22 protein-coding genes are annotated in these 25,816 nt (G+C 70.5%); 10 read left to right on the top strand and 12 right to left on the bottom strand.

Annotated elements, in window-relative coordinates; all coding sequences use genetic code 11:
* Nucleotides 1-7: 7 nt before the first annotated feature.
* Nucleotides 8-2,050, bottom strand: a complete 2,043-nt coding sequence (gene pbpC / locus MFF26_RS02065; RefSeq protein WP_238307417.1) for a penicillin-binding protein 1C — start codon at nucleotides 2,048-2,050, stop codon at nucleotides 8-10.
* Nucleotides 2,051-2,318: 268 nt separating this feature from the next.
* Nucleotides 2,319-7,637: an alpha-2-macroglobulin family protein gene (locus MFF26_RS02060; protein WP_238307416.1), complete on the bottom strand. Its 5,319-nt coding sequence runs from the start codon at nucleotides 7,635-7,637 to the stop codon at nucleotides 2,319-2,321.
* 183 nt (nucleotides 7,638-7,820) lie between these two features.
* Here MFF26_RS02060 and MFF26_RS02055 point away from each other — a divergent pair, with 183 nt between their 5' ends.
* From MFF26_RS02055 to MFF26_RS02045, 3 genes are all read left to right on the top strand, one after another.
* The gene (locus MFF26_RS02055; protein WP_238307415.1) at nucleotides 7,821-9,281 is read left to right on the top strand and encodes a peptidoglycan-binding protein; all 1,461 of its coding nucleotides are present in this window, start codon (nucleotides 7,821-7,823) and stop codon (nucleotides 9,279-9,281) included.
* A gap of 489 nt (nucleotides 9,282-9,770) precedes the next feature.
* Entirely contained in the window at nucleotides 9,771-9,968 is a 198-nt protein-coding gene (locus MFF26_RS02050) for a hypothetical protein (RefSeq protein WP_137829509.1), read from the top strand.
* A gap of 68 nt (nucleotides 9,969-10,036) precedes the next feature.
* Nucleotides 10,037-11,095 (top strand): cysteine synthase A, encoded by a 1,059-nt coding sequence (locus MFF26_RS02045; RefSeq protein ID WP_137829510.1) that lies wholly within the window; start codon nucleotides 10,037-10,039, stop codon nucleotides 11,093-11,095.
* Between the two features lie 167 nt (nucleotides 11,096-11,262).
* Here the strand turns inward: MFF26_RS02045 and MFF26_RS02040 are convergent, their stop codons facing one another.
* The 4 genes from MFF26_RS02040 to dctP all read right to left on the bottom strand — a co-directional run bounded on the left by MFF26_RS02040 (nucleotide 11,263) and on the right by dctP (nucleotide 14,828).
* Nucleotides 11,263-11,442, bottom strand: coding sequence for a hypothetical protein (locus tag MFF26_RS02040; RefSeq protein WP_137829511.1), 180 nt, complete (start codon nucleotides 11,440-11,442; stop codon nucleotides 11,263-11,265).
* 328 nt (nucleotides 11,443-11,770) lie between these two features.
* Nucleotides 11,771-13,123, bottom strand: a complete 1,353-nt coding sequence (locus tag MFF26_RS02035; RefSeq protein WP_137829512.1) for a TRAP transporter large permease — start codon at nucleotides 13,121-13,123, stop codon at nucleotides 11,771-11,773.
* Nucleotides 13,120-13,797: a TRAP transporter small permease gene (locus MFF26_RS02030; RefSeq protein WP_137829513.1), complete on the bottom strand. Its 678-nt coding sequence runs from the start codon at nucleotides 13,795-13,797 to the stop codon at nucleotides 13,120-13,122. Before MFF26_RS02030 ends, MFF26_RS02035 begins: the two co-directional genes overlap by 4 nt.
* On the bottom strand, nucleotides 13,794-14,828 hold the full coding sequence (gene dctP, locus MFF26_RS02025) for a TRAP transporter substrate-binding protein DctP (protein WP_137829514.1): 1,035 nt from the start codon (nucleotides 14,826-14,828) through the stop codon (nucleotides 13,794-13,796). Before dctP ends, MFF26_RS02030 begins: the two co-directional genes overlap by 4 nt.
* A gap of 180 nt (nucleotides 14,829-15,008) precedes the next feature.
* On the opposite strand from dctP, the gene MFF26_RS02020 reads away from it, so the two are divergent.
* The 4 genes from MFF26_RS02020 (at nucleotide 15,009) to MFF26_RS02005 (ending at nucleotide 18,550) form a co-directional block, all read left to right on the top strand.
* Complete coding sequence (locus MFF26_RS02020) at nucleotides 15,009-15,668, top strand: GntR family transcriptional regulator (protein ID WP_137829515.1); 660 nt, start codon at nucleotides 15,009-15,011, stop codon at nucleotides 15,666-15,668.
* A gap of 107 nt (nucleotides 15,669-15,775) precedes the next feature.
* Nucleotides 15,776-16,162, top strand: coding sequence for a DUF2306 domain-containing protein (locus tag MFF26_RS02015; RefSeq protein WP_137829516.1), 387 nt, complete (start codon nucleotides 15,776-15,778; stop codon nucleotides 16,160-16,162).
* 364 nt (nucleotides 16,163-16,526) lie between these two features.
* Complete coding sequence (locus MFF26_RS02010) at nucleotides 16,527-18,224, top strand: methyl-accepting chemotaxis protein (protein WP_137829517.1); 1,698 nt, start codon at nucleotides 16,527-16,529, stop codon at nucleotides 18,222-18,224.
* Nucleotides 18,224-18,550: a hypothetical protein gene (locus MFF26_RS02005; protein ID WP_137829518.1), complete on the top strand. Its 327-nt coding sequence runs from the start codon at nucleotides 18,224-18,226 to the stop codon at nucleotides 18,548-18,550. The genes MFF26_RS02010 and MFF26_RS02005 overlap by 1 nt, the downstream gene beginning before the upstream one ends.
* Before the next feature lie 97 nt (nucleotides 18,551-18,647).
* Here the strand turns inward: MFF26_RS02005 and MFF26_RS02000 are convergent, their stop codons facing one another.
* From MFF26_RS02000 to MFF26_RS01975, 6 genes are all read right to left on the bottom strand, one after another.
* Complete coding sequence (locus MFF26_RS02000) at nucleotides 18,648-18,872, bottom strand: hypothetical protein (protein WP_137829519.1); 225 nt, start codon at nucleotides 18,870-18,872, stop codon at nucleotides 18,648-18,650.
* Nucleotides 18,873-18,968: 96 nt separating this feature from the next.
* Nucleotides 18,969-19,160, bottom strand: coding sequence for a helix-hairpin-helix domain-containing protein (locus tag MFF26_RS01995; RefSeq protein ID WP_137829520.1), 192 nt, complete (start codon nucleotides 19,158-19,160; stop codon nucleotides 18,969-18,971).
* 323 nt (nucleotides 19,161-19,483) lie between these two features.
* A complete protein-coding gene (locus MFF26_RS01990) occupies nucleotides 19,484-20,122 on the bottom strand; it encodes an SCO family protein (RefSeq protein WP_137829521.1) in 639 nt (212 codons plus the stop codon).
* A complete protein-coding gene (locus tag MFF26_RS01985; protein WP_238307414.1) occupies nucleotides 20,112-20,636 on the bottom strand; it encodes a copper chaperone PCu(A)C in 525 nt (174 codons plus the stop codon). The genes MFF26_RS01990 and MFF26_RS01985 overlap by 11 nt, the downstream gene beginning before the upstream one ends.
* 133 nt (nucleotides 20,637-20,769) lie before the next feature.
* Nucleotides 20,770-21,819 carry a DUF1775 domain-containing protein gene (locus MFF26_RS01980; RefSeq protein WP_137829523.1) on the bottom strand — a complete coding sequence of 350 codons (1,050 nt, stop codon included), beginning with the start codon at nucleotides 21,817-21,819 and terminating at the stop codon, nucleotides 20,770-20,772.
* 128 nt (nucleotides 21,820-21,947) lie between these two features.
* Complete coding sequence (locus MFF26_RS01975; RefSeq protein ID WP_137829524.1) at nucleotides 21,948-22,340, bottom strand: hypothetical protein; 393 nt, start codon at nucleotides 22,338-22,340, stop codon at nucleotides 21,948-21,950.
* Nucleotides 22,341-22,599: 259 nt separating this feature from the next.
* On the opposite strand from MFF26_RS01975, the gene MFF26_RS01970 reads away from it, so the two are divergent.
* The 3 genes from MFF26_RS01970 (at nucleotide 22,600) to MFF26_RS01960 (ending at nucleotide 25,812) form a co-directional block, all read left to right on the top strand.
* The gene (locus MFF26_RS01970) at nucleotides 22,600-23,892 is read left to right on the top strand and encodes a L,D-transpeptidase family protein (protein WP_137829585.1); all 1,293 of its coding nucleotides are present in this window, start codon (nucleotides 22,600-22,602) and stop codon (nucleotides 23,890-23,892) included.
* Nucleotides 23,893-24,347: 455 nt separating this feature from the next.
* Nucleotides 24,348-24,920, top strand: a complete 573-nt coding sequence (locus MFF26_RS01965; protein WP_137829525.1) for a sigma-70 family RNA polymerase sigma factor — start codon at nucleotides 24,348-24,350, stop codon at nucleotides 24,918-24,920.
* Between the two features lie 121 nt (nucleotides 24,921-25,041).
* Nucleotides 25,042-25,812 (top strand): anti-sigma factor family protein, encoded by a 771-nt coding sequence (locus MFF26_RS01960; RefSeq protein WP_137829526.1) that lies wholly within the window; start codon nucleotides 25,042-25,044, stop codon nucleotides 25,810-25,812.
* Nucleotides 25,813-25,816 lie beyond the last annotated feature (4 nt).

Raw genomic sequence — 25,816 nt, 5'->3', positions numbered from 1 at the left:
GACCCGGCTATTCCAGCCGCACCACCACGCTGTCGCTGGACCCGGCCGCATCCATCACCGAGATGCGCGCGAAGCCCGCGCCCTCCGGGCTCCAGTCCGATTGCCGGCGCAGGCTCTCGGCGACCGGGAGGCCGTCCACCATCCAGGTCAGTGGCGGCTGGCCGCCGAGCGCCTTGAGGGCGAGGCGGGCTTTTTCCCCTGCGCCGAGGCCGAGATCGACCCGCGCGCCGTCGGGCGGATAGGCGATCTTCAGCGGCACGCCGAGCGTCGCCGCGAGGGTCTTGGGCGCATCGCGGCGGATGTGGCGCAGCGGTGGAGGCAGGGCGATGGTCGCGGCCACCAGAGCCTCGCGCGGGCGCGGCAGCGGCTCGGGCTCCCCGCCGAACCGGCTGAACGCGTCGAACAGCATCGGCGCGGCGGCGCTGCGCCCGACGAGGCCCGGCACCGAGGCGCCGTCCGGCCGTCCGACCCAGACCGCGACGGTGACGCGGGCGTCGAACCCCAAGGCCCAGGCGTCGCGGTAGCCGTAGGAGGTGCCGGTCTTGAAGGCGAGCCGCCCCGCAGGGGCATTCTCCGGGGGCGGGGCGCCGCGCAGGATGTCGGCCACGTACCAAGCGGAGACCGGATCGGCGACCGCGCGTTCGGGCGCGGCGGGGCTCGGCGGCCCGTCGAGGCGATGCCGTAGGCTCGGCACGCTGCCGCCCCTTGCCAGCCCGGCATAGAGCCGGGCGAGGTCGGTGAGCGTGATGCCGAGCCCGCCCAGCGCCACCGGCAGGCCGGGCGCGGTGTCGCGCGGCAGCAGGATCGAGGCGCCCGCTCCCCGCAGCCGCGCGACGAAGCGGGCCGCACCGACGGTCTCCAGCAGATCGACCGCGGGGAGATTGAGCGATTGCTGGAGCGCGACGCGGGCCGTCACGGTCCCGCGATAGCCCAGGTCGAAATTCTCGGGGGCGTAGCTCGCGGCGAAGCGCGCCGGGCGGTCGTCGAGCAGGGTTTCGGGATGGGCGAGGCCGTTCTCGAAAGCGAGCGCGTAGATGAAGGGCTTGAGCGCCGAACCCGGCGAGCGCACCGCGGCCGTGGCATCGACCGCACCGGCGCGGGCGCCGTCGAGATAGCCGGCGCTGCCGACATGGGCGAGGACATGGCCGCTGCGATTGTCGACGACGAGGATCGCCGCCGACAGGGCCGGACCCAGAGCGGTCGCGCGCTCGGCCGCCAGTGTCTCCAGGCTTGCCTGGAGACGGGCATCGAGCGTCAGGCGCTGCACCCGCGCATCGGGATCGGCGGCGACCGCCTGCTCGGCGGCGTGGGCCGCGAGCATCGGAAACCGCTTTCGCGCGGTGGGCACCGGCTCGGCCTTGGCGGCGTGGGCTTCCTGCGGTGTGAGCAGGCCGCGCGCGGCGGCGATATCGAGCACCCGGTCGCGGGCGCGCCTCGCCGTTGCGGCGAAGCGGTCGGGCCGGCGGGTCTCGGGCGCCTGCGGCAGGGCGACCAGCAGGGCGCTTTCGGCGAAGGACAACCGGGCCGGCTCGCGGCCGAAATAGGCGAGGCTCGCCGCGCGCAGGCCTTCCACCGGGCCGCCATAGGGGGCGAGGGCCAAGTAGAGGTCGAGCACGCCCGCCTTGCCGAGGCGGCGCTCCAGCTCGACCGCGCGGATCATCTGCCGGAGCTTGGCGCGAAGCGAGCGCTCCGCCCGCGGCTCGACGAGGCGGGCGACCTGCATGGAGAGCGTCGAGCCGCCCGACACGATTCTCTGCGCGGTGAGCAACTGCCATGCGGCGCGGAGGGTGGCCGCCGGGTCGATCCCCGGATGGCTGTCGAAGCGGTGATCCTCGTAGGCCTTGAGCATGGCGAGGAAGCGCGGATCGACCTCGCCTGCGGTGACGGGCAGGCGCCAGCGCCCGTCGGCGGTGGCGAAGGGGCGCAGCAACTGCCCCTTCCGGTCGAGGATGACGGTGGAGCGGAGGGAGGCTGCGGTCAGGTCGAGGGGCGGGAGGGCGGCGGCGGTGCGCCACAGGGTGAGGGCGGGGAGGGCCAGAGCGGCGAGCACGAGAAGGGCGACGAGCGTCCCGACGCGTCTCCCTCCGCCCTCTGCGGGGGAGGGCGGCCTCCACGAGGTCGGGAGAGGAGAGCAACGTTTCCGCTTGGCTGCGTCCGACGCGAAATCTCCGGAAGCGTCGCTCCCCTCTCCCGCCTGCTCCGCAGGCACCCTCCCCCACCCAAGTCGGGCCTGCCCGACTTGGGCAGCTGCTTGCAGAACTCGGGCAAGCCCGAGGGCCGGCGGGGGGAGGGTTCGATGGGGCATCGCGCCTCATGGCCTACTTCGCCGACACCACCTCGACCGATCCGAACGCGGAGCGCCCGAACCGCTCGGGGCGGTACATGTCCTCGACGCTCGCCCCCGGATGCACGTAGGTGCCCGGCGAGACGACCCGCACCGTGTAGGCCGCCGAGAAGAAGGCCGATTGCTCCGGCGTGCGGTCGTAGGCCGCCACGAAGCGGTCGTCGCGGAACTCGGTATGGACCGGCAGCACGTCGCTCTTGGCGAAGCTCAATCCCGAGAGCGCGTCCGCGTCCAGAAGCTTCGGGTTGTCGATCTCCAGGCCCGCGGGCAGGCGATCGACGAGGAGCAGGCGCGCGGCGCTCGCCTTCGCCTCGGTCACCGTCAGCACGACGACGAGGCGGTCGTTCTGTCGGAGCGGCTTGCCGGTCTCCACCGGGCTGCCGTCGAGACGATAGAAGGCGCGCTCGACCGTGTAGCCGTGGGCGGCGGCGGGCTCCGGCGTGATCGGATTGCCGGAGACGCTGAGCGTCACCGGCACCGGCTCGCGGCCGGCATTGGCGATCCGCACCGGCCGCGCCTCCAGGGCCGGCGCCCGGTAGAGCCGCGAGAACGGGCCGGTCTCGGCCTTGCCGTCGATCGTCAGCCCGAGCGCGTCCGATTCCTTGGCGAGGCCTTGCGCGGCCAGGACCATCCAGGCGTTCTCCTGCGTGCTGGTCGCGCGGGCGTCGCCGCGCTCCTGACCGATCACCGCGGCCACGGGCTGGAGCGTCTCGCGGGCAAAGCCGGTCTCGGCGGACAGCGCCAGCAGGGCCGCGCCATCGCGCAGGCGGGAGCCGTAATCGGCGCGGTAATCGCCGTTGTCGCGGCCCGCCTGCAGCGCCTTCACCGCCGCGTCGAAGGCCTTTTGCGCCCGGCCCCTGTCCCCGAGCAGGGCGAGGGCGGCGGCGAGCTGCCCGCGCCCGAGCGGCGTGGCGAAATCCGCGATCTTGGTGTCGGCGAGGTAGCGCAGGTCGCCCATCACCGGCCGGCCGTTGCGGGCGAGCACGTAGGCCGCGTAGGCCAGATCCATCCCGCCATTCTCGACATTCGTGGTGTTGGCCACCGTGTTGCGCAGACGGTCGAGGGCGCTGTTGAACGCGGTCTGCGGCACCGCGAAACCGCGCTCGCGGGCGCGGGTGAGGAAGTCGGTCACGTAGGCATCGAGCCACGTGTCGCCCGCGTTCTCCGTCGACCACAGGCCGAAGGCCCCGCTCGAATCCTGGCGCGCCAGCACCCGCTCGATGGCCCCACGCACCCGCTCGTCCACGGCGCCGTCGAGGCCGAGTTTCTCCGTGGCAGCCAAGCCGTTGACGTAGAGGAGCGGGAGCGCCCGGCTCACCGTCTGCTCGGAGCAGCCATAGGGGTAGCGGTCGAGGGATTGCAGCAGCGCCGCCACGTCGATCCCGGCGAGGCGGTTGGCCGCCACCGAGACCGCGCCGGTGCCGGGCAGGATGTCGGCGAGCAGGTCCGCCGTGATGTCGAGGTTCGCGCCCGGCTCCAGCGGGTGCACCGAACGGCGCACCAGCGCACCGGTGCCGGGGCCGATGGCTAGGGCGAAGGATTGGCCGGCACTCCCCTGGATGCCCGGGCCGGTCAGCGTCAGGTCGAGCCGGGTGAGGCCGGGCCCCGCGGCGGTGATCGGGATCACGATCTGCCCCTTGGCGCCCGCCTCCAGCCGGAGCGTCGAGTGCAGGGCCTCGCCCGCCACCACGACGGGACCCGACAGGTCGAGATCGACCGTGTAGTCGCCGGCCCCGCCCTCGACATTGTCGAGCGCCACGAAGAAGCGCGAGCGGTCGCCGACATTGAGGAAGCGCGGCAGCGTGCCGGTGAGCACGACGGGATCGCGCACGATCACGTCGGCCTGCGCCTGACCCACCCGCGTCTTGGTCCAGGCGGTCGCCATCAATCGGGCGGTGCCGTTGAAGGCCGGCAGGTCCAGCGGAATGCGTGCCGTCCCATCGGCGCCGACCGTGACGACACCGGAATAGAGCGCCAACGGCGCCTGCGTCGGCGGCGTATCGGCGAGTTCGGCCGACCCGCCGTCGCCGCCGGAGCGGATCGCCCCGAGCGTGCCCTGCATGCCGTCGATCAGGTAGCCGTAGAGATCGCGCAACTCCGGCCCGAGCGCCTTCTGGCCGAAGAAGTACTGGAACGGGTTCGGCGCCTCGTAGCGGGTGAGGTTGAGGATGCCGACATCGACCGCCGCCAGCGTCACCCGCGCCTCCTCGCCGGCCTGAAGCCCGGCGATCTTGACCGGCACGGTCAGCGTGCCGCGGGGCCGCACCTTGTCCGGCGCTTCCAGCGAGACGGAAAGGCCGCGCTTCTCCCGGTCGATCGAGAACCATGCGAGGCCGAGTGCCCGACCCGGCATGCGCTTGGCCGCCTGATCCAGCGGCCGATAGGCGGTGGCGACGAGGTAGGCGCCGGAGCCCCATTCCGCCTTGACGGGGATATCGACCGTGGTGCCGCCCTCGGCGACGGTGACGTCGCGGATCTCGTGGACGTGATCGCTCACCACGGCAAGCGTCGCCGTGCCCGCGAATTTCGGCGCGAGCCGGGCCCGGAGGCGTTCACTGGACGCGTAGGCGGCCTTGTCGAGGGTCAGGTCCAGAAGATCGGGCACGTCGGCGCTCTCGGAGCCGCCCCAACCGACCGAGAATGTCACGCTCGCCGCCGCCTGCGGCTGGCCCGGCACGGTGGCCTCCAAGCGGTACTGCCCGAGGCCGACCGGCGCGGCGATGCGGGCGGGGGCATCGGCCGAGATCGCCGCGCGCCCGTCGGCGACGCGGCGGCTCGACTTCACCGGCTCGAAGCTCCAGCGCCCGTCCTCGCGGTACCATTGATAGGTTCGCTCGAGCTTCGACAGCGTCCAGACCACGCCGTCCTGGGGAAGGCGTCGCCCATCGGGGGCGGCCATCACGAGATCGAAGGTCGCGGTCGCGCCGTCCGAGAGCTCGCTGCCGAATCCCTTGCGGATCGCCAGAACGGGGTTCGAGGGCAGGATCGGCAGGGTCACGCTGCGGCTCAAGGCCCGCCCGCCCGGCTCGCCGACGGAGAGAGTGATCTTGGCTTCCAGCGGCCGGGGCGCCGCCAACTCCTGCACCGGCACGGTGAGGCTCGCCTGCCCCCGCGCGTCGGTGGTGGCCTTGGCCTCGGCCTCCGTGGTGGTGGCCTCCACCGCCTCGTCGTCGAGGCCGATGGAATAGCCGTCCAGGCCCTTGATGCCGGACGCGGTTGCGGGTTGCACCGCGACCGTGGCCGAGACGTCGAGGCCCGCGCCCGGTGCGCCGTAGAGGTAGCGGGCCGCCACGTCGATGGTGGCAGGCTCGCCGCGCGTCAGCGTCGGCGTCCGCGGGGTGAGGCTGACCTCCAGCCGCTCGGGGACGTAATCCTCGACGAGCCAGCTCGCCTCGCCGACCGGGGGCGCCTTCGGATCGGTGTAGGCGGAGACCCGCCACGTGCCGTGCATAGCGCCGGCCATCAGCGGCAGCGAGAGGGCCCGCCCGCCGAGCCCCGCGTCGGCGACCGCCGCGCGGCGATATTCGACACCGTCCGGCCGCTTCACCACGAGGGTGAGGGGCAGCCCCGCCACCGCCGCGCCCTGCGGATCGCGCAACAGGGCGGTCAACTGCACCGTCTCGCCGGAGCGGTACACCCCGCGCTCGGGGAAGACGTAGGCCTCCGCGCCGCCCGGCGCCACACGGCCCTTCACGCCGCGGTCGGACAGGTCGAAGGCGCCCTGCGCCAAGTCGAGGAAGCCGTAATCGTCGCCGATCTGCGCCACGACGAGGCCCGGCGCCAGCCCGCCCTCGCCGCGGGCCAGCCCGCCGGGGAAGGCGGCGTGGCCCTGGCCGTCGGTCTTGGCGGTGGCGAGCACGTCGTTGTTGCGGGCGACCAAGCGGATCTCGGCCCCCGACACCGCCTTGGCGCTGGCGAGCGAGCGGACCAGCACGTGCACGCCGTCGCGTCCCTTGAAGGCGGTCAGCCCGAGATCGGAGACGACGAACCATTGCGTTGCCTGGGTCTCGTACCCGCCCTCCTCGTCCGACGACGCATCGGTGGTGCCGGTGGGCTTGGCGAGCATCAGGTAGAGGCCGGGCTCGAGCGTGCCGACCGCCTGGAGCACGGGGAAGGCGGTGACCGCCTCGCGGTTCGTCTCGGCCTTCGCCGTGTCGAGCGTCCCCTTCCAGACCCGCTGGCCCTTCTGGTCGGCGATCCCCTTGGCGGTCGCGCCGCTGAGCTGGCTCAGGAACTCTTCCGAGCGAAGGGTCGGCAGCAGGCCACGGTCGCCGATGCGCAGCACCTCCACGTCGAGTGTGGGCGCGTTGACCGAGACAAGCGGCACGCCGGCCTGTCCGGTGCGCGGCAGGACGTAGTTGCGGCCGGTGAAGCGGACCTGGGGGGAGCGGTCGCGAACATAGACCTCGTAATCCGCGGCCTTCAGGAGGTTCTCGCCGACGGTGGAGGGCAGGCCCTGGCGCAGAACGAAGGCGTAGCGCTCGGAATGCTTCAGTCCGTCGACACAGAGCTGCTGGCCCTCCGCCGTCACCGCCGCGTTGCTCGCGCCCGAGACGGCGACGAAGGGGGCGTAATCGGACTTGGGTAGGAGCGCCTCCGAGAAGGTGAAGCAGACTCGCGGCGCGGCGGCGTCGGAATCGACCTTGTAGTCGAGGATGCGGAAGCCGTGCTCCTCGCGCAGTTTTTCGTAGGTGCCCCGCGTCGGCGCATCGTCCTTGAGCGCGAGGCTCGCCCGGTAGGCCTCCATCGCCGGGCGCCACTCGTTCTGCGCCGCCTGGACCTCGCCGAGGCGGGCGAGCGCGCGGGCCTCGTCGGCGGGCGTCCTCGCCTTGAGGTAACCCTGGTAGGCGGCGGCCGCCGCGCGGTTCCTGAGCTTGAGCCGGGCCGAATAATCGCCGCGCTCCTCGTCGGCGCCGGCCACGGCGGCGGTGCGGGCATAGTCGAGCCAATTCCGGATATCGCTTGGGTCGGCCGCGATGGCCGCGGCATAGGCATTCATCTCGGCATCGGGTTCGGCCTCGTCGCTCTTGCCCGCGGCCTCCGCCTCGCGGCGCCACTGGGCGGCCGTCTTGGCGCCGGGGGGCGCCTCGGCCTTCAGCGTCGCCTCCAGGCGCACGCCCGCGCTGGCGAGCGCCTCGCGCAGGAAGCCTTTCTGGACCGGGGCCGTGGCGGATTTCTGCGGTGGTGCGGGGCGGAGCGCCTGGGCGGCGGCGGGCGGGATCGCCGCCAGGGACGCTGTCATCAGCGCCGCCGACAGCACGGCGAGGCGCCGGATCCGGTTGCCCTGGGACATGCATCGCCTCCCCGACCGGCGCCGTGCGGTCTCGCGCGATCCCGTGCGCCGTCGGTGGCACGCTATCACTTGGAACGGGCGCCGCAACGCTCGTCACAGCTTGTCGGGGCGCGCCCGAGACGGGCATCATTCTCCCGGCGACGCGCCCGCGCGTCGGGACGGACGACGGCGATGCGACAGCGGATGGCAGCGATTCGAACGGGCCTTGCGGCGCTGGCCGCCCTCGGGCTCGCCTTCGACGCTTCGGCGCAGGCGGTCCCTCCGGCACCCGCCGCCAAGCCCGCGGTGCCCACCCCCAAGCCTGCCGCGCCCGCGCTCGATCCCACCTTCGAGGCGGCGCGGTCGGCCTTCGAGGCTCTGCTCGAGCCCGAGCGGCGCGCGGTGCAGGACGCGCTGGTCTGGACCGGCGACTATAACGGCGTGACCACGGGTGGCTTCGGGCGACGGACCTTCGACGGCATCGCCACCTATCAGCGGCGCACCGGGGCCCCGCCCACCGGCCAACTCGCCGCGCCGGAGCGGGCGGCCCTCGCCGCGGCGGCCGATGCGGCGCGGAAGGCGGCGCGGTTCCGGATTCAGACGGACGCTGCGAGCGGAGCCGCGATCGGCGTGCCGGAGCGCCTGCTGTCGAAGCGCAGCCCCCTGCCCGGCGGCACCCGTTGGCAGAGCGCCGATGGCCGCGTGACCCTCGACACCCGATCCTTTCCGCCCGGCACGACCGATCTCGACGCGCTGTTCGAGCGCGCCACCGCCGCGGCGCCGGAGCGTAAGGTCACCTACAAGCTGAAGAAACCCGACTTCATCGTCGTGACCGCCGAGACCGCGACGGGGCGCTCCTATGTCCGCTATGCCCAGGGCGAAGCCGGCATTCGCGGCTTCGCCCTGGGCTACGACCGGGCCCTTGCGGGCGAGGTCGAGCCCCTGGTGATCGCGGTGGCCAACAGCTTCGCGCCGTTTCCCGCAGCGGAGCCGCCCGCGCCGACGCCTCCGGCGGTCGCCTCGGCGAGGTCCGACCCCACGCCCCGACCGGGGCCCGGCCCCGCCGTCACGCCGGCCGCGCCGCCGGCCGAAGCGCGCGCCTCCGCGACGGGGTTGAATCTCGGCGGCGGGCACGTCCTGACGACGGCCTCCGCTCTCGACGACTGCCCGGCCCCCCGGATCGGCGGGTTGCCGGGCCGGAGCGAGGCACGCGACGCGGCCAATTCCCTGGTGCTGCTGCGGGTCGAGGGGCTCGGTGGCGGCGCAGGTCCGGTTCTTCGAGCGGATGCCGTCGGTGCGGACGAGGCGCTGCTGGTCCTCGCGGCGGGAACGGGCGGGGGCCGGAGCGTCGCCCCCGGCATCGCCGGACCCGGCGGCGTGTACGCGCCGCTCCAGCCGGGGGCGGGCGGCGCGCCGGTTCTCGATCGGGCGGGCCGACTCGTCGGCCTCGTCGCGCGGGCGCCGGTGGCGCCGCGCCTGATCGCCGGGGTGATGCCGCCCACGCGCTACCCGACGGTGCCGGCCACCGCCGTGGCCGCCTTCCTGAAGCGGAGCGGAATCGGATCTGCCCTGCCACCCTCTGCGGCGCCCGTTGCCACGGCGACGCCCGGTGCGGCCGTCGCGCCGGTTCTCGCCGCGGTGGTCGATCTCCAATGCGGGCCGTGAGCCCCGCACGACGATCCCGAAAGCCGGAGAGGCAGGGTCATCGCCTCGGTCGAGCGATGGCGCCACCGTCCCCGGGAACGGAAGGGGGAGCGCTTCGTGCAGTATCGGGGAAAGGGCCGCAGCCCTCCGGTCAGTCGACGACGACGGCGACGAGGGAAAACAGGCCGGCCAGCAACAGGTTGCAGGCGATGAGGACGACGACCGTCATGGAACGTTTCGTTCTTTCGAGGGAGGACCGGGAAGTCGGGAAGGCACGCCTGTCCGGGGATAGCCGGAGAAGCTTGAGGATGTGTTCCCTCACGTCCGATTGCGGCGGCGGCGGGGCCTCACGTGCCCGAAAGCGGTGCATCGAGAACACACTCGCTCCCGATCGGCCTCTGCGCTTGAATGGACGCTGAACCGGCTCGCACCGGCCGGCTCTCGGAAAGTTGTTAAGGTTGTTTTAACCGATGTGATTCCGCCGGCGTCCTGTTTCGGGACACTTATGGCATGGCCCTTCTGAGCGACTCCCTCCTGACCGCCGCCGGCCTGTTCGGTTTCGGCGCGACGTCCGCACCCGTTTCCGAGGCATCGGCAAAGGCCGAGCCCGAGAGGAGAAACCCTTCGTCCGACGGGCTCTCGTCGGATGATCCCTTCTTTCTTGCGATCGCCGAGGCGCTCCAGGAGGCCGGCTACCTGGATTCCTGAAAACCCGGCGATTAAGCCTCGCCGACGACCGGCGCCCATTCCGGGGCCGGTGCCGGAGGCCGACACGCATGACCGCACCCCGCGACGTCCCGCAGACATCCGCGCAGGACGTTCTGGCCGCGGTGGGCAATACGCCGCTGATCCGGCTGCGCCGTGCCTCGGAGGAGACCGGCTGCACCATTCTCGGCAAGGCCGAATTCCTCAATCCGGGTCTCTCGGTGAAGGACCGGGCCGCCCTCTCGATCGTGCGCGACGCGGAGAAGCGCGGCCTGATCCGGCCCGGCGGCACCATCGTCGAGGGCACGGCGGGCAATACCGGGATCGGGCTCGCCCTGGTGGCGGCGGTGCGCGGCTACCGCACCGTCATCGTCATCCCCGAGACCCAGTCCGCGGAGAAGAAGGAGACGCTGCGGCTCGCCGGTGCCCGCCTCGTGGAGGTGCCCGCCGTCCCCTTCGCCAATCCCAACAACTACGTCCACGCCGCCCGTCGCCTCGCCGAGCGCCTGGCCGAGACGGAAGAGGCCGGCGCCTTCTTCGCCGACCAGTTCGACAACGTCGCGAACCGCCGGGCCCATATCGAGGGGACGGGCCCCGAGATCGTCGCGCAGACCGGCGGGGCCGTCGACGGCTTCGTCTGCGCCGCCGGAACCGGCGGCACGCTGGCGGGCGTGGCGGAGGCGTTGCGGGCCGCCAAGCCCGGCGTGACGATCGCGCTCTCGGATCCGGAGGGTTCGGCGCTGCACAGCCTCTACAGCACCGGGACGCTCAAGGCCGAAGGGTCCTCGATCACTGAGGGCATCGGCCAGGGCCGGGTGACGAAGAACCTCGAGGGGTTCGCCCCGGACCTCTCCTTCCGGATTCCCGACACGGAAGCGCTCGAGATCGTTTTCCGGCTCATGCGGGAGGAGGGCCTGTCGCTCGGGGGCTCCTCGGGCATCAACGTGGCGGGCGCGATCCGGCTGGCCCGTGCCCTGGGGCCGGGCCACACCATCGTGACGATCCTGTGCGATGGGGCGGCGCGCTACGCCTCGAAGCTGTTCAACCCCGCCTTTCTCACGGAGCGCGGCCTGCCCGTCCCGGACTGGCTCGGCGCGCCCGCGGGCGACCTGCCGGACTGGCGAGCCTGAAGGGCCTTCGGCCCGGCTCGTCTGGCCTCCCCGCCCGTGCGAGGCGTGGGCCGAAGCCGTCCCGTGCTCCGCAACCCGCCGGAACCACGGCCTGTTCGCCGCGCGGTGGGCGGGGTGAGGCGGAGCACGCGGCGATCGCACGGACGTCGTGTGAAGGGGCCGAGGCGCTATCCCCGCGTCTTTCCGAGGCGCGCGATCAGCGCCTCGATGCGCTCGCCGACCGGTTCGGTGAGGCAGCCGGCGTAGAGGCTGCGCAGATTCTTGCCGAGATGGCGGCGCACGCCCTGGCTCAGCGGCGGCGCGGCGGCCTCCGCCTTGGGCTTCGTCTCGGTGACCGTCTTCGTCACGGATCGTCTCCCATTCTGGCCCCTCGGAGCCGGCATCCTGGCAGGCGACGGTTAAGGCGGGTTTTACCGGTATCGTTGACGGGTGGTTCACCACGGGGCGTTCTGGGGAGCCCCCGACATGCGGACGGCGCCCGACCCTTGCGGATCGGACGCCGTCTCGAGTTCTCAGGTTCCGTTATGCCGCGACCTCTTCCGACGAAGCGGCAGCCGTGTGCCTGGATTGCGCCCTAGAGCGTGCTGCATTTCTACGGAAACAGCAGCACGCTCTATCTCTTTGTGGTCGCACGATGATTCCGGAAAACCGGATTCCACTTTTCCGCATCGTGCTCTAGCGCGTCGACGGCAGGAGCAGGTCCGGCAGCCAGAGGGCGATGCCCGGCACGAGGCAGAGCAGGACGATCGCCACGGCCATCAGGATCACGAAGGGCAGCGTGCCCCAGATGATGTCCTTCAAGGGGATGTCGGGCGCGATGTTCTTGATGACGAAGATGTTGAGGCCTACCGGCGGGTGGATCAGGCCCATCTCCATGGTGATCGTCATCACGACACCGAACCAGACGAGGTCGAACCCGGCGGCCTTCAAGGGCGGCAGGATGATCGGCGCCGTCATCAGGATGATCGAGACCGGCGGCAGGAAGAAGCCGAGCGCGATCACCAGCGACAGGATGGTGGCGAGCAGCACCCAGGGCGAGAGCTGCATCGCGACGATGGCCTGCGCCGCCGCCTGAGAGATGTGGAGGTAGCTCATCACGTAGGCGTAGAGGAGCGACATGCCGATGATCAGCATCAGCATGGTCGATTCCCGCAGCGTCGCCGTGAGGATCGGGTCGAGGTCGCGGAAGCGCCAGACGCCGTAAATCACCGCGATGAGCGCCAGCGCCAGCAGGCCGCCCAGCCCCGCCGTCTCGGAGGGCGTGGCGTAGCCGCCGTAGAGCGCGACCATGACGCCGGTGAGCAGCACCACGAAGGGCAGCACCCGCGGCAGCGTCGAGAAGCGCTCCCGCATGCTGTAGGTGTCTTCCTTCAGGATCGGGTGCTGCGTGCCGGTCCGCTCGTAGGCCAGTTTCGCGGCGGCGAATTCCGAGCGGAAGCGGAACACCGACCAGCCGGCGAACAGCGCGACCAGGAGGAAGCCCGGCCCGATGCCGGCGAGGAACAGGCGCCCCAGCGATTGCTCGGCGGCGACCGCGTAGAGGATCATGGTGATCGAGGGCGGCAGCAGGATGCCGAGCGTGCCGCCCGCGGCGATGATCCCGGCGGCGAAGCCCGGCGAGTAGCCGCGCTTCCGCATCTCCGGAATGCCGGCCGAGCCGATCGCCGAGCAGGTGGCGGGCGAGGAGCCGGCCATGGCGGCGAACAGCGCGCAGGCGAAGACGTTGGCGATGCCGAGGCCTCCGGGGATGCGATGCATCCAGGCATGCATCGCCGAGTAGAGGTCCTGGCCGGCGCGCGAGCGCCCGATCGCCGCGCCCTTCAGGATGAAGAGCGGGATCGAGAGCAGGGTGATCGAGGCCATCTCCTCGTAGACGTTCTGCGCCACCGTATCGAGCGAGGCGGCGGGCATGAACGCGTACATGAAGGCGAGCGCGACGAAGCCGAGCGCGAAGGCGATGGGGATGCCCGACAGCATCGCCCCGAGCGTCGCCCCGGCATAGAGGAAACCGATCGCGGCGGTGCTCATCGGTGTCCTCCGGTCTTGGTGGTGAGGGGTGCGCCCGACAGGGAAGCCGCGTCGTCGCGGTTCTTGTTGAGATCGGCGCCCATGCCGATCTTGCGGCCGGCAAAGCCCGCGGCCCACGGTCCGTAGAGGAGGGCTTGCGCGATCTGCAGGACGAGCTGGAGCGTCAGGAGGCTCATGCCCGCCGACATCAGGACGTAGGGGATCCAGAGCGGCGGCCCCCAGGTCGATTGCGAGATCTGGCCGTCGACCCAGGCCTCGTGGAACAGGCTCCAGCTCTTCCAGGCGAAGAAGGTCACGAAGGCGAGGCTCACCCCATCGACGAGGATAAGACGCACCCGGTTGACCGCGGGGGAGAGCAGGCCGGTCAGCGCCTCGATGGCGACATGGCCGCGCTTGGCCTGCACGCCCGCCGCCGAGAGGAAGGTCGCGCCGACGATCAGGAACACGGCGCTCTCGTCCTGCCACTCGGTGGGCTCGTGCAGGACGTAGCGGATCACCACCGAGTAGCTCAGGACGAGGCAGGCCGCGACCAGCGCGAGGCCGCCGCAGACCAGGATGACGTGATTGAGCCGGCGCAGGGTCCGGTCGATGACCCCGAGAAGGCCCGGAACCCGCGGCTCCTCGGCCTTGCGGGTCTCGGAGGCGGCCGAGGCCGCGTCGAAGGCGTGGCTCATGCGACCTGCTCCGCCAGCTTGAGGAGTTCGGCGCAGGACGCGTTCTTGTTGGCGAAGTCCTTCCAGGCGGTGTCGCGGGCGATGTCGCGCCACTTGCCCAAAGTCGCCTCGTCGAGCTGAACGACCTTCGCCCCCGCCTTGGAGAACACCTCCTCGACCCGGGTGTCGTCGGCCTTGGCGCCCTCCTGCCCGAAGCTCTCCAGCTCGCTGCCGACCGCCATGATCAAGTCCTGCTGGTCCTTCGGCAGGCCGGAGAACACGATCTTGGACATCATGATCGGCTCGAGCATGAACCAGTAGGAGCGCTCGCGGCCCGAGGTCAGCGCTTTGGAGATCTCCTCCAGGCGGAACGAGATCAGGCTGGTGGAGGAGGTCAGCACCGCGTCGCAGGCCCCGGTCTGCATGGCGGCGTAGGATTCGTTCGAGGGCAGCGAGAGGGTGGCGGCGCCCGCCTGCTTCATCATCAGGTCCATCTCGCGCGAGCCGCCGCGGACCTTCATGCCCTTGGCGTCGTCCGGCGTCAGCAGCGGGCGCTCGCGGCTCGCGATGCCCCCGGCCTGCCACACCCAGGAGACGAGGACGATGCCCTTGGCGTCGAGGATCTCGGTGAGCTTCTTGCCGACGGGGGCGGTCTTCCAGGCGAGGGCTTGCGCGTAGGAGGACACGAGCGCCGGCATCAGGCCGATATTGAGTTCGGGGACCTCGCCGCCCGCGTAAGGGGAGGGATAGAGTGAGAGGTCGAGCGCGCCTTTGCGCATGGCGCTGAACTGGGCGTTGGTCTTCATCAGCGACGAGCCGGGATAGACCTGCACGTCGATGGCGCCCTTCGAACGCTCCTTCACGGCGGCGGCGAACTTGCGGCACATCCGATCGCGGAAATCCCCCTCGTCGATCGAGCCGCCGGGGAATTGGTGCGAGATCTTCAAGGTCGTGGCGGCCTGGGCGGTGCCGCGGCCGAAGGTCAGCAGAGCCGGTGCGGCGAGGCCGGCCGCGAGCAGGTGGCGGCGGTTCAGCGTCGAGGCGCTTGTCATGGCGTTTCCTTCCGAAATCCGCTTTCGCGGGTTCGCGCGCGGTATCCGCTTGTCGCGGTTCTATTGTGCGCTGCAAAATATTCTTGCTGCGCAACATAATATACAAGATCGCGCCATCTTGCATATTTTGTCAACCGCTCCGAATATGCTCTAGCAGGAAATCGCCGACGAGCTGCCGCCATGAATCAGACCCAGCGCCTCCGGCAGACGATCGAGGACGAGATCGTCGACGGGCGCCTCGCCGTAGGGTCCCGCCTGGACGAGACGCAGCTCGCGGAGCGGTTCGGGGTCTCGCGCACGCCGATCCGCGAGGCGCTCCTGCAACTTGCCGCCACCGGCCTGGTCGAGACCAAGCCGCGCAAGGGCATGGTGGTGAGTGCCCCGGAGCCGGGCCATCTCCTGGAAATGTTCGAGACGATGGCGGAGTTGGAGGCATCCTGCGGACGGCTCGCCGCCCGCCGCCTCACGCCGGAGCTGGAGGTCGAGTTGAAGGCCGCCCTCGAGGCCTGCCGCCGCGCCGCCGCCGAGGGCGATCCGGAAGCCTATTACGGCGAGAACTACGTGTTTCACACGGTGGTCTACCGGGCCTGCCGCAACGCCTTCCTGTGCGGCCAGGCCTTGGCGCTGCACCGGCGCCTCTCGCCCTATCGCCGCCTGCAACTGCGCACCCGCCACCGCGTGGCGCAATCGCTCAGCGAGCACGAGGCGGTGGTGACCGCGATCCTGGCGGGCGACGGCGCCACCGCGGCCGAGCAACTGCGCCGCCACGTGCTGATCCAGGGCGACGGCTTCTCCGAACTCGTCGCCAACCTGCGGGCCCTCGATACCAGCGCGGCGTGAGGCGCCGCCGGAGTCCCATCGAAGCCCTGAATAGAATTTCTATCTTGAGGTGTACTGCGCGACAGCGGGTGGCGCACGGTTGGCCCTCCGATGGAGCGGTTCGCGGCATGACCTTGACACCGCTCTTCGAGGCAGGCGCGATCGTGATGGCCCATGCCGGAGCCGCCCTGGCGGCCCTCGGGCTCGGGTCTGCCCAGCTTTTCCTGCCCAAGGGAGGAGCGCGTCACCGCATCCTCGGTTGGGGCTGGGTCGTGCTGATGGGGCTCGCCGCGGCGAGTTCCTTCGGCATCGGCGGCCAGCAGTGGAGCCCGATCCATCTCCTCTCGGCGGCGGCGTTGATCATGCTCGCCGTCGCAATCGTCCATGCCCGCGCTCGACGCATCGAGGCGCATCGCTGGACCATGATCGGATTGTTCGTCGGGGCCCTGGTGATCACCGGCCTGTTCACCCTGGTGCCGGGTCGCGTGATGCACGCCGTGCTGTTCGGAACGTGACGCGCCGGCCCGGACGGAATGGTGTCACGCGTCGTCGGTTCAGCTCCGAAACCCGAGCAGTTCGATTGCCTGACTGGCCCCTCGGGAAAGGCGGCCTCTAAAAGGAGCTACCGGCGAGTGTGAGGCCCGGTTGAAACAAGAAGGGGAATGCCGCAACCATCGAAAACATTATTCCAAAGCAAAAATCACGATACCCTGAGAGGCGAATATCGCTCGATGAGCGAATTGGATCTACCTATGTTAGGGATCGTCATAAAACTTCTTGTTGTTAATACGTCATTAGTATGACAAACGAAATGATGCCTAATCCGTAGGCACAAGGGCGGCTGGCGGATGCAGCGTTTCTGCCCCTCAGAAGTCAACCATGTCCTGGCTCAACAATCTCCGGCTGCTCGGCAAGCTGGCCATTCCAGCCGCCGTGATGCTCATCGTTTCCGCCGGCATCATCCTGTTGGCGCGGGATAAGTTGGCGACACTGGCGGAAAACACGCAGCACATCGTGGACGTCAATGCAGCCCGTGCGGTCATTTCTTTGCAGATGAACGTTGCCCTCGATGAGGCATCCATCAGCGAGAAGAACACGATCATCGAGACCGAAGATGCTGCGCTGGCTGCTCAGGTCGAGAACTTCAAGAACTCCAAGCAGCAGGCGCTCAATGCCATCGATCGGCTCATTGCACTTGCCGATACAGAAGCGCGGCGCGCGACCAATCTCGGCATCAAGGACGATTTGAACCTGTTCTTCGCCGCCGCGGAGCGGTCGATCGCGCTCGGCGTGAAGAACAACAACGCCGAGGCGTCCAAGGTGTCCAACACCGAGGTTCGTTCCGCACGCCGGAAGGTCGTCGAGTCGGTCACCAAGCGCGTCGAGACCAATCTGCGCGACCTCGAGGCCGCGAAGGCGCGGGCGGCGGAGATCGCCGGGGCGGCCTCCGTCACGCTCACCGGTCTCGCCGTGGCAGGATTGCTGGTGGCGTTCGGCCTGCTCGCCACCATTGCCATCTGGGGCGCCGTCCGGCCGATGGGTCGGCTCGTCGACGTCCTCCAGCGTATGGCCAAGGGCGACATCGATGCCGAGATCGCGGAGGCCCGCCGCGGCGACGAGATCGGCGCCATCGGCAAGGCTGTCGAAGGCATCAAGGCCATGGTCGCGCAGAAGGCGGCCGAGCAGGCGGAGATCAAGCGCATCGCCGACGAGGCGGCCGCCGTCGAGCGGAAGCGCACCATGTTGGAACTGGCCGACCGCTTCGAGCGGGCCGTCGGTGGCATTGTCGGCATGGTCTCGTCGTCGGCCACCGAGCTGCAGGCGACCGCTAGCACAATGACCGCCACGGCCACCGAAACGGCGAGCCAGTCCACCACGGTCGCGGCGGCCGCGGAGGAGGCAGCCTCCAACGTCAGCACCGTCGCCGCCGCCGCCGAGGAACTGGGCGCCTCCGTCCAGGAGATCGGACGCCAGGTCCACGGATCGGCCAGTCTCGCGCAGACGGCCGCAGGCGAAGCGGACCAGACGGCGCATTTCGTCGGCGAACTGAGCCAGGCCGCGACCCGGATCGGCGATGTGGTGAGCCTGATCTCGAACATCGCCGGACAGACGAACCTGCTGGCCCTCAATGCCACGATCGAGGCAGCCCGCGCGGGTGAGGCCGGGCGCGGCTTCGCGGTCGTGGCCAGCGAGGTCAAGGAACTCGCGGCCCAGACGGCCCGGGCCACGGGCGAGATTTCGGGCCAGATCGCCCAGATCCAGGGAGCGACGAGTCAGGCCGTGACGGCGATCGGGACGATCACGAGCCGGATCCGGGAGATCAACGCGATGACGACGACGATCGCCGCCGCGGTGGAGGAGCAGGGTGCCGCCACACAGGAGATCGTGCGCAACGTCTCGCAGGCGGCCAGCGGCACGGGCGAGGTGACGAGCAACATCGCCGGTGTGGCACAGGCCTCCGAGGAAACCGGCGCCGCCGCCAGCCAAGTGCTGTCCGCGGCATCCGAGCTCTCGCGCCAGTCCGAGCATCTCGGCGCGGAGGTGGCGCGCTTCCTCAACACGGTGCGGGCCGCCTGATGAGCGGGGCCGAGATCCCCACCCTGCCGACCATGGGCCTCGCGACAGGGCAGGTCAGCCGCCTCGTCACAGAATTGGCCGAGGCACAGGCAGCGGGGGGCGATCTCGGCTCCGAAGTGCCGGCTCTCCGGGCCGACCACGAGGCGCTCCTGAACCTGTACGGCGATCTGGAGCGCGAACTCGCCGGGCTGCAATCGGCGTTGGATCAGCTCGGTGTGCGGGGCCGTCTCGCCGGGGCGACGCTGCAGCCCTTGCTGGACGAGGTTCGACACCTCGCCAAGACGGCCCGCTGCGCCCCCGAGCGAGGCCAAGACGGCCAAGCTTGACGCCTCAAGCGGGTGACGACGACAGGCCGTCCGCCGAGCCGCGGATTGCGGTGGACCGACGGGCATGAACGCCAGCGATTGACGAAAATGCGAGGGGCTAGAGCGGCGCTTGACCGCTTTCGGCTGCGGGCAGGGCGGGCTGCTCGTCGGCTCGAACCGGCACGGGCGGCATGTCCCCGGCAAGGATGCGGATCATCTCACGGCGGCTCTCCAGCACGATGGCCGGGGGCTCGCCCACGATCCGGCACCAAGCCGACACGAACTCCGCGGCCGACATCAGCGTCAAAGCTTCCGCCGAGGGGAGATCCCCACGGTCCGTCATCCGATCCTCTCCGTTGACCGTATCGATTGACGGAGCAGCGCCGCATTTGGTTGCGCGAGGCTGCCAGAATGGTGAACGGGAGCTTGGGCCAAAACCTCAGCCGTCCGCGACCTCAACCTGATCGCCGACACCCTCGGTCTTGCCGCTGAGGCCGGGCACCTCGTCCAACTGGCGCAGGCTGGTGAAACGCCCGCGCTCTTCCCGGTAGCGGACGATCTCATGCCCATGGCCCTTGAGGGCGGGCACGGCGTCCAACTCGGCGGCCGTGGCCGTGTTCAGGTCGATCATGGAGGCCCCTTCGGTTGCGGCCTCGCCCAACGCCGGTGGCCGATCCCCGTTCCGGTGAGATCGTTCGTTGCAGACCGGTGTGCCGCGGCCAACGATCCCCCGGTCCAAACGGCCTCCAGCTCTTCTTGAAGCCGATCGAGACGCTGAAGGGCGATCGTTTCTCCCCACACGCTGATCAGAGCCGGGACGGAAGCCGTCCTTCGAAGGGGAATGCCGATTGCGGTTCGACGCGGCGCATCGCTTCGAACATCGGCCCTCGACTTTCGGGAAGGCCGGCGCGGTACGATACGCTCGGCGCCGGCCCGAACGGGAAGGCGGGGCCGTCAGCTGTCGCGGCCGCCTGAGACCAGCCGGTGCAGCTGCTTGAGGGCGAGGTCGTGCCCCGCATCCAGGGAGAGCGGCCCCACGAAGCCCCCGTCCCGGTCCATCATGTAGACCATCAGGGCATGTTCCAGGGTGAAGCCGCCATCCGGCAACGGCACCCGCTTCACCTCGGCGCGATAGGCCTGCGTCACCTGCGCGATCGCCTGCGGGCTCCCGGTCAGGCCGGTGATCCGCTCGCTGAACGAGGCCATGTAGTCCCGCATGATCTCCGGCGTGTCCCGCTCGGGATCGACGGTGATGTAATAGGCGTGAATGTCGCCGCCCTCGCGCGCGAACCGGTCGAGCAGATTGCCGAGATCCGCCAGGGTCGTCGGGCAGACGTTCGGGCACTGGGTGAAGCCGAAGAACACGAGGTAGGGCTGGCCCTTGAGGTCGCGCGAATCGAGCACGCCGCCCTTCGAGGATTCGAGTCGGAACGCGCCGCCCACCACGGAGATCGGCGGCGGCTTCGGCCCCCACGGCAGGAAGACCACCGTCGTCCCGACGATGGCGGCGAGGCCGAGGGCGAACAGGGCGAGGATCAGGCCCCCGCCCCGCTGCGGCCCCCGATGGGGGCCATCGGCGGGCTCAGTGGGCATGGTCGTGCCCCTTCTCATGCCCCTTGTCGGGCCCTTTGGCCGCGATGCCCTCGACGACGAACTCGACCGGCACCGTGCCGGCCCGCTCGAAGGTGAGGGTGCCGGCGATCCGCTCACCCTGCTTGAACGGCTGCTTCAGGTCGAGAAACATCAGGTGGTTGCCGCTGGGCGCGAGGGTCACCGTGCCGCCGGGCGGGATCTCGAGGCCGTTCGGAAGCGGCGCCATCCGCATCACGCCGCCCTCGCTCGACATGCTGTGCATCTCGGCGCGACCGGCCGCGGTCACGCTCGCGCCGGTGAGGCGATCCGGGCTGTTCCCCGTATTCGTGACGGTGAGATAGCCCGCCGCGACCTTGGCGCCGCCGGGCGTGGCGCGGCTCCAGGGATGGCCGATCTTGAGGGGGCCGGCGGAGTAATCGTGGGCTGAGAGCGGTCCCGCCGAAAGACCCGTGAGGGCAAGGCAAAGGGTGATGCTTCGTGCGAGGGCCGGCAGCGGGAGGGCGGACAGGCGCATGGTTCGTCTCCGATGGTGAAAGTCCCGGACGCGGGGCTCGGCGCCAGGGCGTGGAGGCTGAGGGACAGATAGGGAGCCCCGCCGATCGACGGGGCTCGCCGGGCCGGACGCGGCGTCGCACGCCGCGCTCACATCAATGGTGATGCTGATGACCGCCGGATTCGGGGGCTGTCGCGCCGGGGGCCTGGGCACCGATCGGAGCCACCGTGAAGGTCACCGGAACGGTGCCGGCTCGCTCGAAGGTGAGCGTGCCCGACACGGTCTCGCCGGCCCGCAAGGCTTCGGTCAGGTCGAGGAACATCAGGTGCAGCCCGCCGGGCTTCAGCGCGACACCCGCGCCGGGGGCAATCGTCAGGCCGCCCTCGACGGGGGCCATCTTCATCACCCCGTTCTCCGTCGACATCGTGTGAATCTCGCCGCGCCCGGCGCGGGCGATCGTGGCGCCGGTCAGCCGGTCGGGCTCCGAGCCGGTGTTGCGCAGGGTCACGTAGCCGCCCGCAACCTTCGCCCCGCCCGGCGTGGCGCGCAGCCACGGGGTCTCGATCGCGAGCGTGCCGGCCCTGGTCTCGGCGCTCGCCCCGGTCTCGGTTTTCGCGGGTGTCGCGGGGGCGGGTGTCGCGGCGGTCGTCTGAATTCCCGGCGCCATACCCTTGGCGGCCACGATCCGAACTGCGGGCGCGGGATTCTTGAGCGCACGGGCGTCCTGCCCCTGCGCCGGGATCTCGCTCCACCGCGTGCCGCCCCCGGGGCAATCCTGCTCGACCGGGAAGTAGATCGTCGCCCCCGGCTCGAAGGCGTCGGAGACCCGGGCGAAGAAGGTGAACTCGTCGACCTGATCGTCCGGCAGGCTGCCGCCGCTCCACGTGATCGTGGTCACACCCTCCGTGACGGTCCCGTGGAAGGACGGGTAGGGCTTGGCATAGGCCGACCGCGTGGTGGCGATGGTCCAGCCGGGCTTGGGCATCGGCTTGGCGCCGGTCACGCCCTCGGGGATCGAGACGCTGACGCGGGTGGTCGGCTGGCCGTCGCAGCCATGCATGATCTGGACGACGCCGCGATAGGCGGCGTTGGGCGCGGCCTCCTTGCGCTCCAGCAGGGCATGGGCCGAAGCGGCGGACGCGAGAAGCGGGACGAGGAGGAGGGTGGCGACCGGCAGGGCGGTGCGCGGATGGGCGTGGAACATGGTGGGATCCGAAAGCTGACAGCGAGGGCCGCGCGCGATCCGGGCTGCCGGCTCGGCAGGGGAGGGCGCGGCGGGGCGGGGTCCCGAACCGGTGCGCGGGCGGCATCGGCTTCCGGGAGCGGTCGCGGTCAGGCGAGCGGAGGCGCGCGGGCCTCCGCAAGTCGAAGAGGCGAGGCGCGGGATGCCTGCGCCGTGCGGCCCCGCCAGCCGGGCAAGGCCGCGTTCTCCGCCGTCCAGGCGACGAAGCCCGCAGCGGCGGGCGGTGGGGCGGCGGACGGAGCATGACCCGCCGCCGTGCAGCAGGCGGCGTGGAACGCCCCCGGGACGGGCTTGCCGTCCGGGGCCTTGTTGGTCCTGTCCGGCGCAGCGGCGCAGAGAAGGCCGGGCGCGCCCGCGACCGGCAGGGTCGCGATGCCGCCGAGCAGCGCCTGGAGCACCAGCGCGTAAAGTGCGACGACGGCCGTGAGCGCGCGCAGGCAGCGCGGCGCGCATCCCGTCCGGTCGCGGCTCTTCGTCGGCATGAGCCGAGAAGTAGAGCAGCCGCGTGCGGGCCGCCAGCGGATTCGCGGTGCTCCAAGGTCGGCGGGGGACCGAGCCGCGTGGCCCGCGCGCGTCAGGGCGAGAGCCACGTGCGCCACGACACCCGCGGCGCCACAATATGGCCCGGAACGGCATGGCTTCTTAACGTTGAGACCGCAACAACGTCGGCACGAGGACTTGGCGGGACTGTTGTCCCTGCCGATCCGACCGAACCGCACCTTCATCCAGAGCCCCGGATCGATGCTGCAGACCGCGCGCCCCACCCGCTCCCTCGCCTTCGCCCTCGCGGCCGCCACGCTCCTCGCCGGGCCGGCTTCCGCCCGCGAGCCGGGCTTCGCCCAGGCCGAATGGGCGCAGGACTATTCCTCGCCCTCGACCATGCAGGTCACCCGGTCCTCGACGCCGATCCTGTCGCCGCAGACGGTCGCCGCCACCGAGGCGATGGCCGAGAAGTATCATGCCATCGTCGCCCGCGGCGGCTGGCAGCCGGTCTCCGGCGCGGCCGGCCTGCGCATCGGCTCCCGCGGTGTGGCGGTCGCCGCCGTCCGCCAGCGCCTGATCGTGACGGGCGACCTCGACGCCAATGCCGGCGGCGCGGGCGTCTACGATTCCTACGTCGCGGCCGGCGTGAAGCGCTTCCAGGCCCGCCACGGCCTGTCGCAGACCGGCCAGATGAGCCCGGCGACCCAGGCGGCGATGAACGTGCCCGCCGACATCCGCCTGCGCCAGCTCGAGACCAACGTGATCCGCCTGCGCTCCTATTCGGGCGATCTCGGCCGGCGCTTCGTCATCACCAACATTCCGGCCGCCCTGGTCCAGACGGTCGAGAACGGTCAGGTCGTGACGCTGCATGCGGCCGGTGTCGGCAAGATCGACCGGCAGTCGCCGATCATGAACACCAAGGCGGTGGAGATCAATTTCAACCCGACCTGGACGGTCCCGGCTTCCATCGTGAAGAAGGACCTCATCCCGAAGATGCAGAAGGATCCGAACTACCTGTCGGACAACAAGATCCGCATCCTCTCGGGCGGCCAGGAGATCTCGCCGCGTTCCGTGAACTGGAACTCGGACGAGGGCACCCGCTACACCTACCGCCAGGATTCGGGCGCCGACTTCAACTCGATGGGCGTGGTGCGCATCAACATCCCGAACCCCTACGGCGTGTTCATGCACGACACGAACACCCGCGGCGTGTTCGGTGACGATTTCCGCTTCATCTCCTCGGGCTGCGTCCGCGTGCAGAATGTGCGCGAGTACATCACGTGGCTTCTCAAGGACACGCCCGGCTGGGACCGCGCCGCGGTCGAGCGCGCCGTCGAGGGCGGCCAGCGCATCGATGCCCGCCTCGCCCAGCCCGTGCCGGTCTACTGGACCTACATCACCGCCTGGGCGACCCCGGAGGGTACGGTCCAGTTCCGCGACGACATCTACAAGCGCGACGGCGTGAATGTGCCCTCGACCATCGAGGCGCCGACCCCGGTGGCGAGCGCCGCCGCGACCCAGCCCGAGACCTTCGAGCCGGGCGACGAGTAAGGCCGTTCACGACGCAGACCGATCCCGGCCCCCGGCCGGGATCGGCTTTTTTCCGTTGTGGCGTCCCCGTGGGACCCGAACGTAGCCTCCGCGACGATGAAGGTTCGCTCGCAAGCGGGCAGAGACACGGCGCGCGGCGTGGGGGCGTCTAACCCCCCGGTCCCGGCAGCCCGTGACGGCAATCTTCATGAACCCCGCTGCGACCTGAGAGCGAAGTGCGAGGCTGGTGGCCCGCAAACGGCGCGATCAGGCTCGTCGATTCCCGGCCTTGTCGACCGTCCCGAGGGTCGGCGATCGTCTATCCGTCTCATCCCGTCGCCTCGGCCACATCGGGCTTCCCCCCGTTGGCGGAACCGTCCATCCATGTGACCTGGCGCACATCGCTTCGGTCCGGTGGAGCCGACGCGGATTAAAGGCGAAGGCGCCCGCGTTAACTCGACATGGTGCCAGATCGCATGCGCTCGAAACGCCCCGAAATCGTCGATCTCCTCGTGCCGTTGCGGCGCTACGCCCGCTCGCTCACGCGGGATGCGATCAAGGCGGACGACCTCGTCCACGACACTCTCGTGCGGGCGCTCGAATCCCGGGCGAATCTGCGGCCCGACACCAATCTGCGCACGTGGATGATGACGGTGCTGCACAACGTCTTCATTGACGAGCAGCGCCGCAAGCGGGTCGAGGCCCGGCATGCCGACGTGCTGGTGCAGCTCTCCGACGACGTGGCCCCGCCGGCCCAGGAGGGGCAGGTGCGGCTGATGCAGATCCGCAAGGCCTTCGAGAGCCTGCCGGAGGAGCAGCGCGCCGCGCTCCACCTCGTCACTCTAGAAGGCATGGCCTATGCGGATGCCGCGGATGTTCTCGGCATTCCGATCGGCACCCTGATGTCGCGGCTTGGCCGCGGTCGCGCCGCCCTGCGGGCCTTCGAGGAAGGGAGCCGCAAGTCCCGCGGCTCGGCGAGTGCCTCGGACGAACCTTCCGAGCGAGGGCCGCCGCGATTGCGCCTTGTCGGTCGGGAAAGCGCGGCCTGAACCGGCGTTTACCGAGTATGAGCGGGCGACGCGCCTCGGAGGTGGGGGGCGGGCTCAGGAGAGGCATCGAGCCAGAAGGTCGAAAGTCTTGGCTGGCAGAAAGGACAATCGGAGTGGGCTGATGGTCGACCCGATCACGCAAACCGATCTCATTGCCTATATCGATGGCGAACTCGACCCGATGCGTCGCGTCGAAGTCGAGGCCCATCTCGCGCGCCATCCGGAGGACGCCGTCGTCGTGATGGCGGATCTGCGCGATCGCGATGCCCTGCGTGAGGCCTTCGCCGAGCCCACGACCAACGGACCCGAGCGCCTGCGCTCCGGCGCCCGCCGCATCGACCGCGCCCTGGCCTGGCAGCGGGTCGGCAACCGTCTGCGCCGTGCCGCCGCCATCGTCGTGCTGGTGGGAGCTGGCTGGCTGGCGCATACCGAAATCGGGACCTTCGGCGTGCCGAACTCCATCGCTTCGCCCATCGATCCTGCCCTGGCCGAGGAAGCGCAGCAGGCGCGCGAGGCGGTGCAGATCCGTGCTCGCGCGGTCTCGCAGCGGGCAACCTCAGCCTACGACACGGCCGACCTTGAAGCCGCCACGGGGGTCGATCTCCCGGACATGCCGAACGGCTGGGTCGTCCGCGACGTGCAGATCTTCCCCGGTCGGCACGGCACGGGGGTCGAGATCGAGATCGAGACCAAGGATCTCGGCGAACTCTCGCTCTTCGCCAAGCGCAGCAACGGCGCGATCGTTCCCGAGGGAAGCGAGCCGGTGGCGCGCTCGGGCGACGGCGCCACCGCCTACTGGCGCAACGGCCACACAGCCTATGCCCTCAGCGGTCCCCGGGACGATCCCGGCCTGCACGCCGCCGCCGCCCGTCTCGCCGCCGTCCGGCACTGAGCCG

Origin of the sequence: Methylorubrum suomiense (assembly GCF_022179765.1) — a bacterium.
Taxonomy (GTDB): Bacteria; Pseudomonadota; Alphaproteobacteria; order Rhizobiales; family Beijerinckiaceae; genus Methylobacterium; species Methylobacterium suomiense.
Note: the sequence above shows the minus strand (reverse complement) of the source record. Positions and strands in the feature narration are given on the sequence as shown.

Coding starts and splice junctions, on each gene's coding strand:
- MFF26_RS02060 (WP_238307416.1), bottom strand. CDS start 7,637: ATGTCCCAGGGCAACCGGATCCGGCGCCTCGCCGTGCTGTCGGCGGCG.
- MFF26_RS02015 (WP_137829516.1), top strand. CDS start 15,776: ATGACCTTGACACCGCTCTTCGAGGCAGGCGCGATCGTGATGGCCCAT.
- MFF26_RS02050 (WP_137829509.1), top strand. CDS start 9,771: ATGGCCCTTCTGAGCGACTCCCTCCTGACCGCCGCCGGCCTGTTCGGT.
- MFF26_RS01970 (WP_137829585.1), top strand. CDS start 22,600: ATGCTGCAGACCGCGCGCCCCACCCGCTCCCTCGCCTTCGCCCTCGCG.
- MFF26_RS02005 (WP_137829518.1), top strand. CDS start 18,224: ATGAGCGGGGCCGAGATCCCCACCCTGCCGACCATGGGCCTCGCGACA.
- MFF26_RS01975 (WP_137829524.1), bottom strand. CDS start 22,340: ATGCCGACGAAGAGCCGCGACCGGACGGGATGCGCGCCGCGCTGCCTG.
- MFF26_RS02000 (WP_137829519.1), bottom strand. CDS start 18,872: ATGACGGACCGTGGGGATCTCCCCTCGGCGGAAGCTTTGACGCTGATG.
- MFF26_RS01985 (WP_238307414.1), bottom strand. CDS start 20,636: ATGCGCCTGTCCGCCCTCCCGCTGCCGGCCCTCGCACGAAGCATCACC.
- MFF26_RS02055 (WP_238307415.1), top strand. CDS start 7,821: ATGGCAGCGATTCGAACGGGCCTTGCGGCGCTGGCCGCCCTCGGGCTC.
- MFF26_RS01995 (WP_137829520.1), bottom strand. CDS start 19,160: ATGATCGACCTGAACACGGCCACGGCCGCCGAGTTGGACGCCGTGCCC.
- MFF26_RS02035 (WP_137829512.1), bottom strand. CDS start 13,123: ATGAGCACCGCCGCGATCGGTTTCCTCTATGCCGGGGCGACGCTCGGG.
- MFF26_RS01960 (WP_137829526.1), top strand. CDS start 25,042: ATGGTCGACCCGATCACGCAAACCGATCTCATTGCCTATATCGATGGC.
- MFF26_RS02010 (WP_137829517.1), top strand. CDS start 16,527: ATGTCCTGGCTCAACAATCTCCGGCTGCTCGGCAAGCTGGCCATTCCA.
- MFF26_RS01980 (WP_137829523.1), bottom strand. CDS start 21,819: ATGTTCCACGCCCATCCGCGCACCGCCCTGCCGGTCGCCACCCTCCTC.
- MFF26_RS02020 (WP_137829515.1), top strand. CDS start 15,009: ATGAATCAGACCCAGCGCCTCCGGCAGACGATCGAGGACGAGATCGTC.
- MFF26_RS01965 (WP_137829525.1), top strand. CDS start 24,348: ATGCGCTCGAAACGCCCCGAAATCGTCGATCTCCTCGTGCCGTTGCGG.
- MFF26_RS01990 (WP_137829521.1), bottom strand. CDS start 20,122: ATGCCCACTGAGCCCGCCGATGGCCCCCATCGGGGGCCGCAGCGGGGC.
- dctP (WP_137829514.1), bottom strand. CDS start 14,828: ATGACAAGCGCCTCGACGCTGAACCGCCGCCACCTGCTCGCGGCCGGC.
- MFF26_RS02045 (WP_137829510.1), top strand. CDS start 10,037: ATGACCGCACCCCGCGACGTCCCGCAGACATCCGCGCAGGACGTTCTG.
- MFF26_RS02030 (WP_137829513.1), bottom strand. CDS start 13,797: ATGAGCCACGCCTTCGACGCGGCCTCGGCCGCCTCCGAGACCCGCAAG.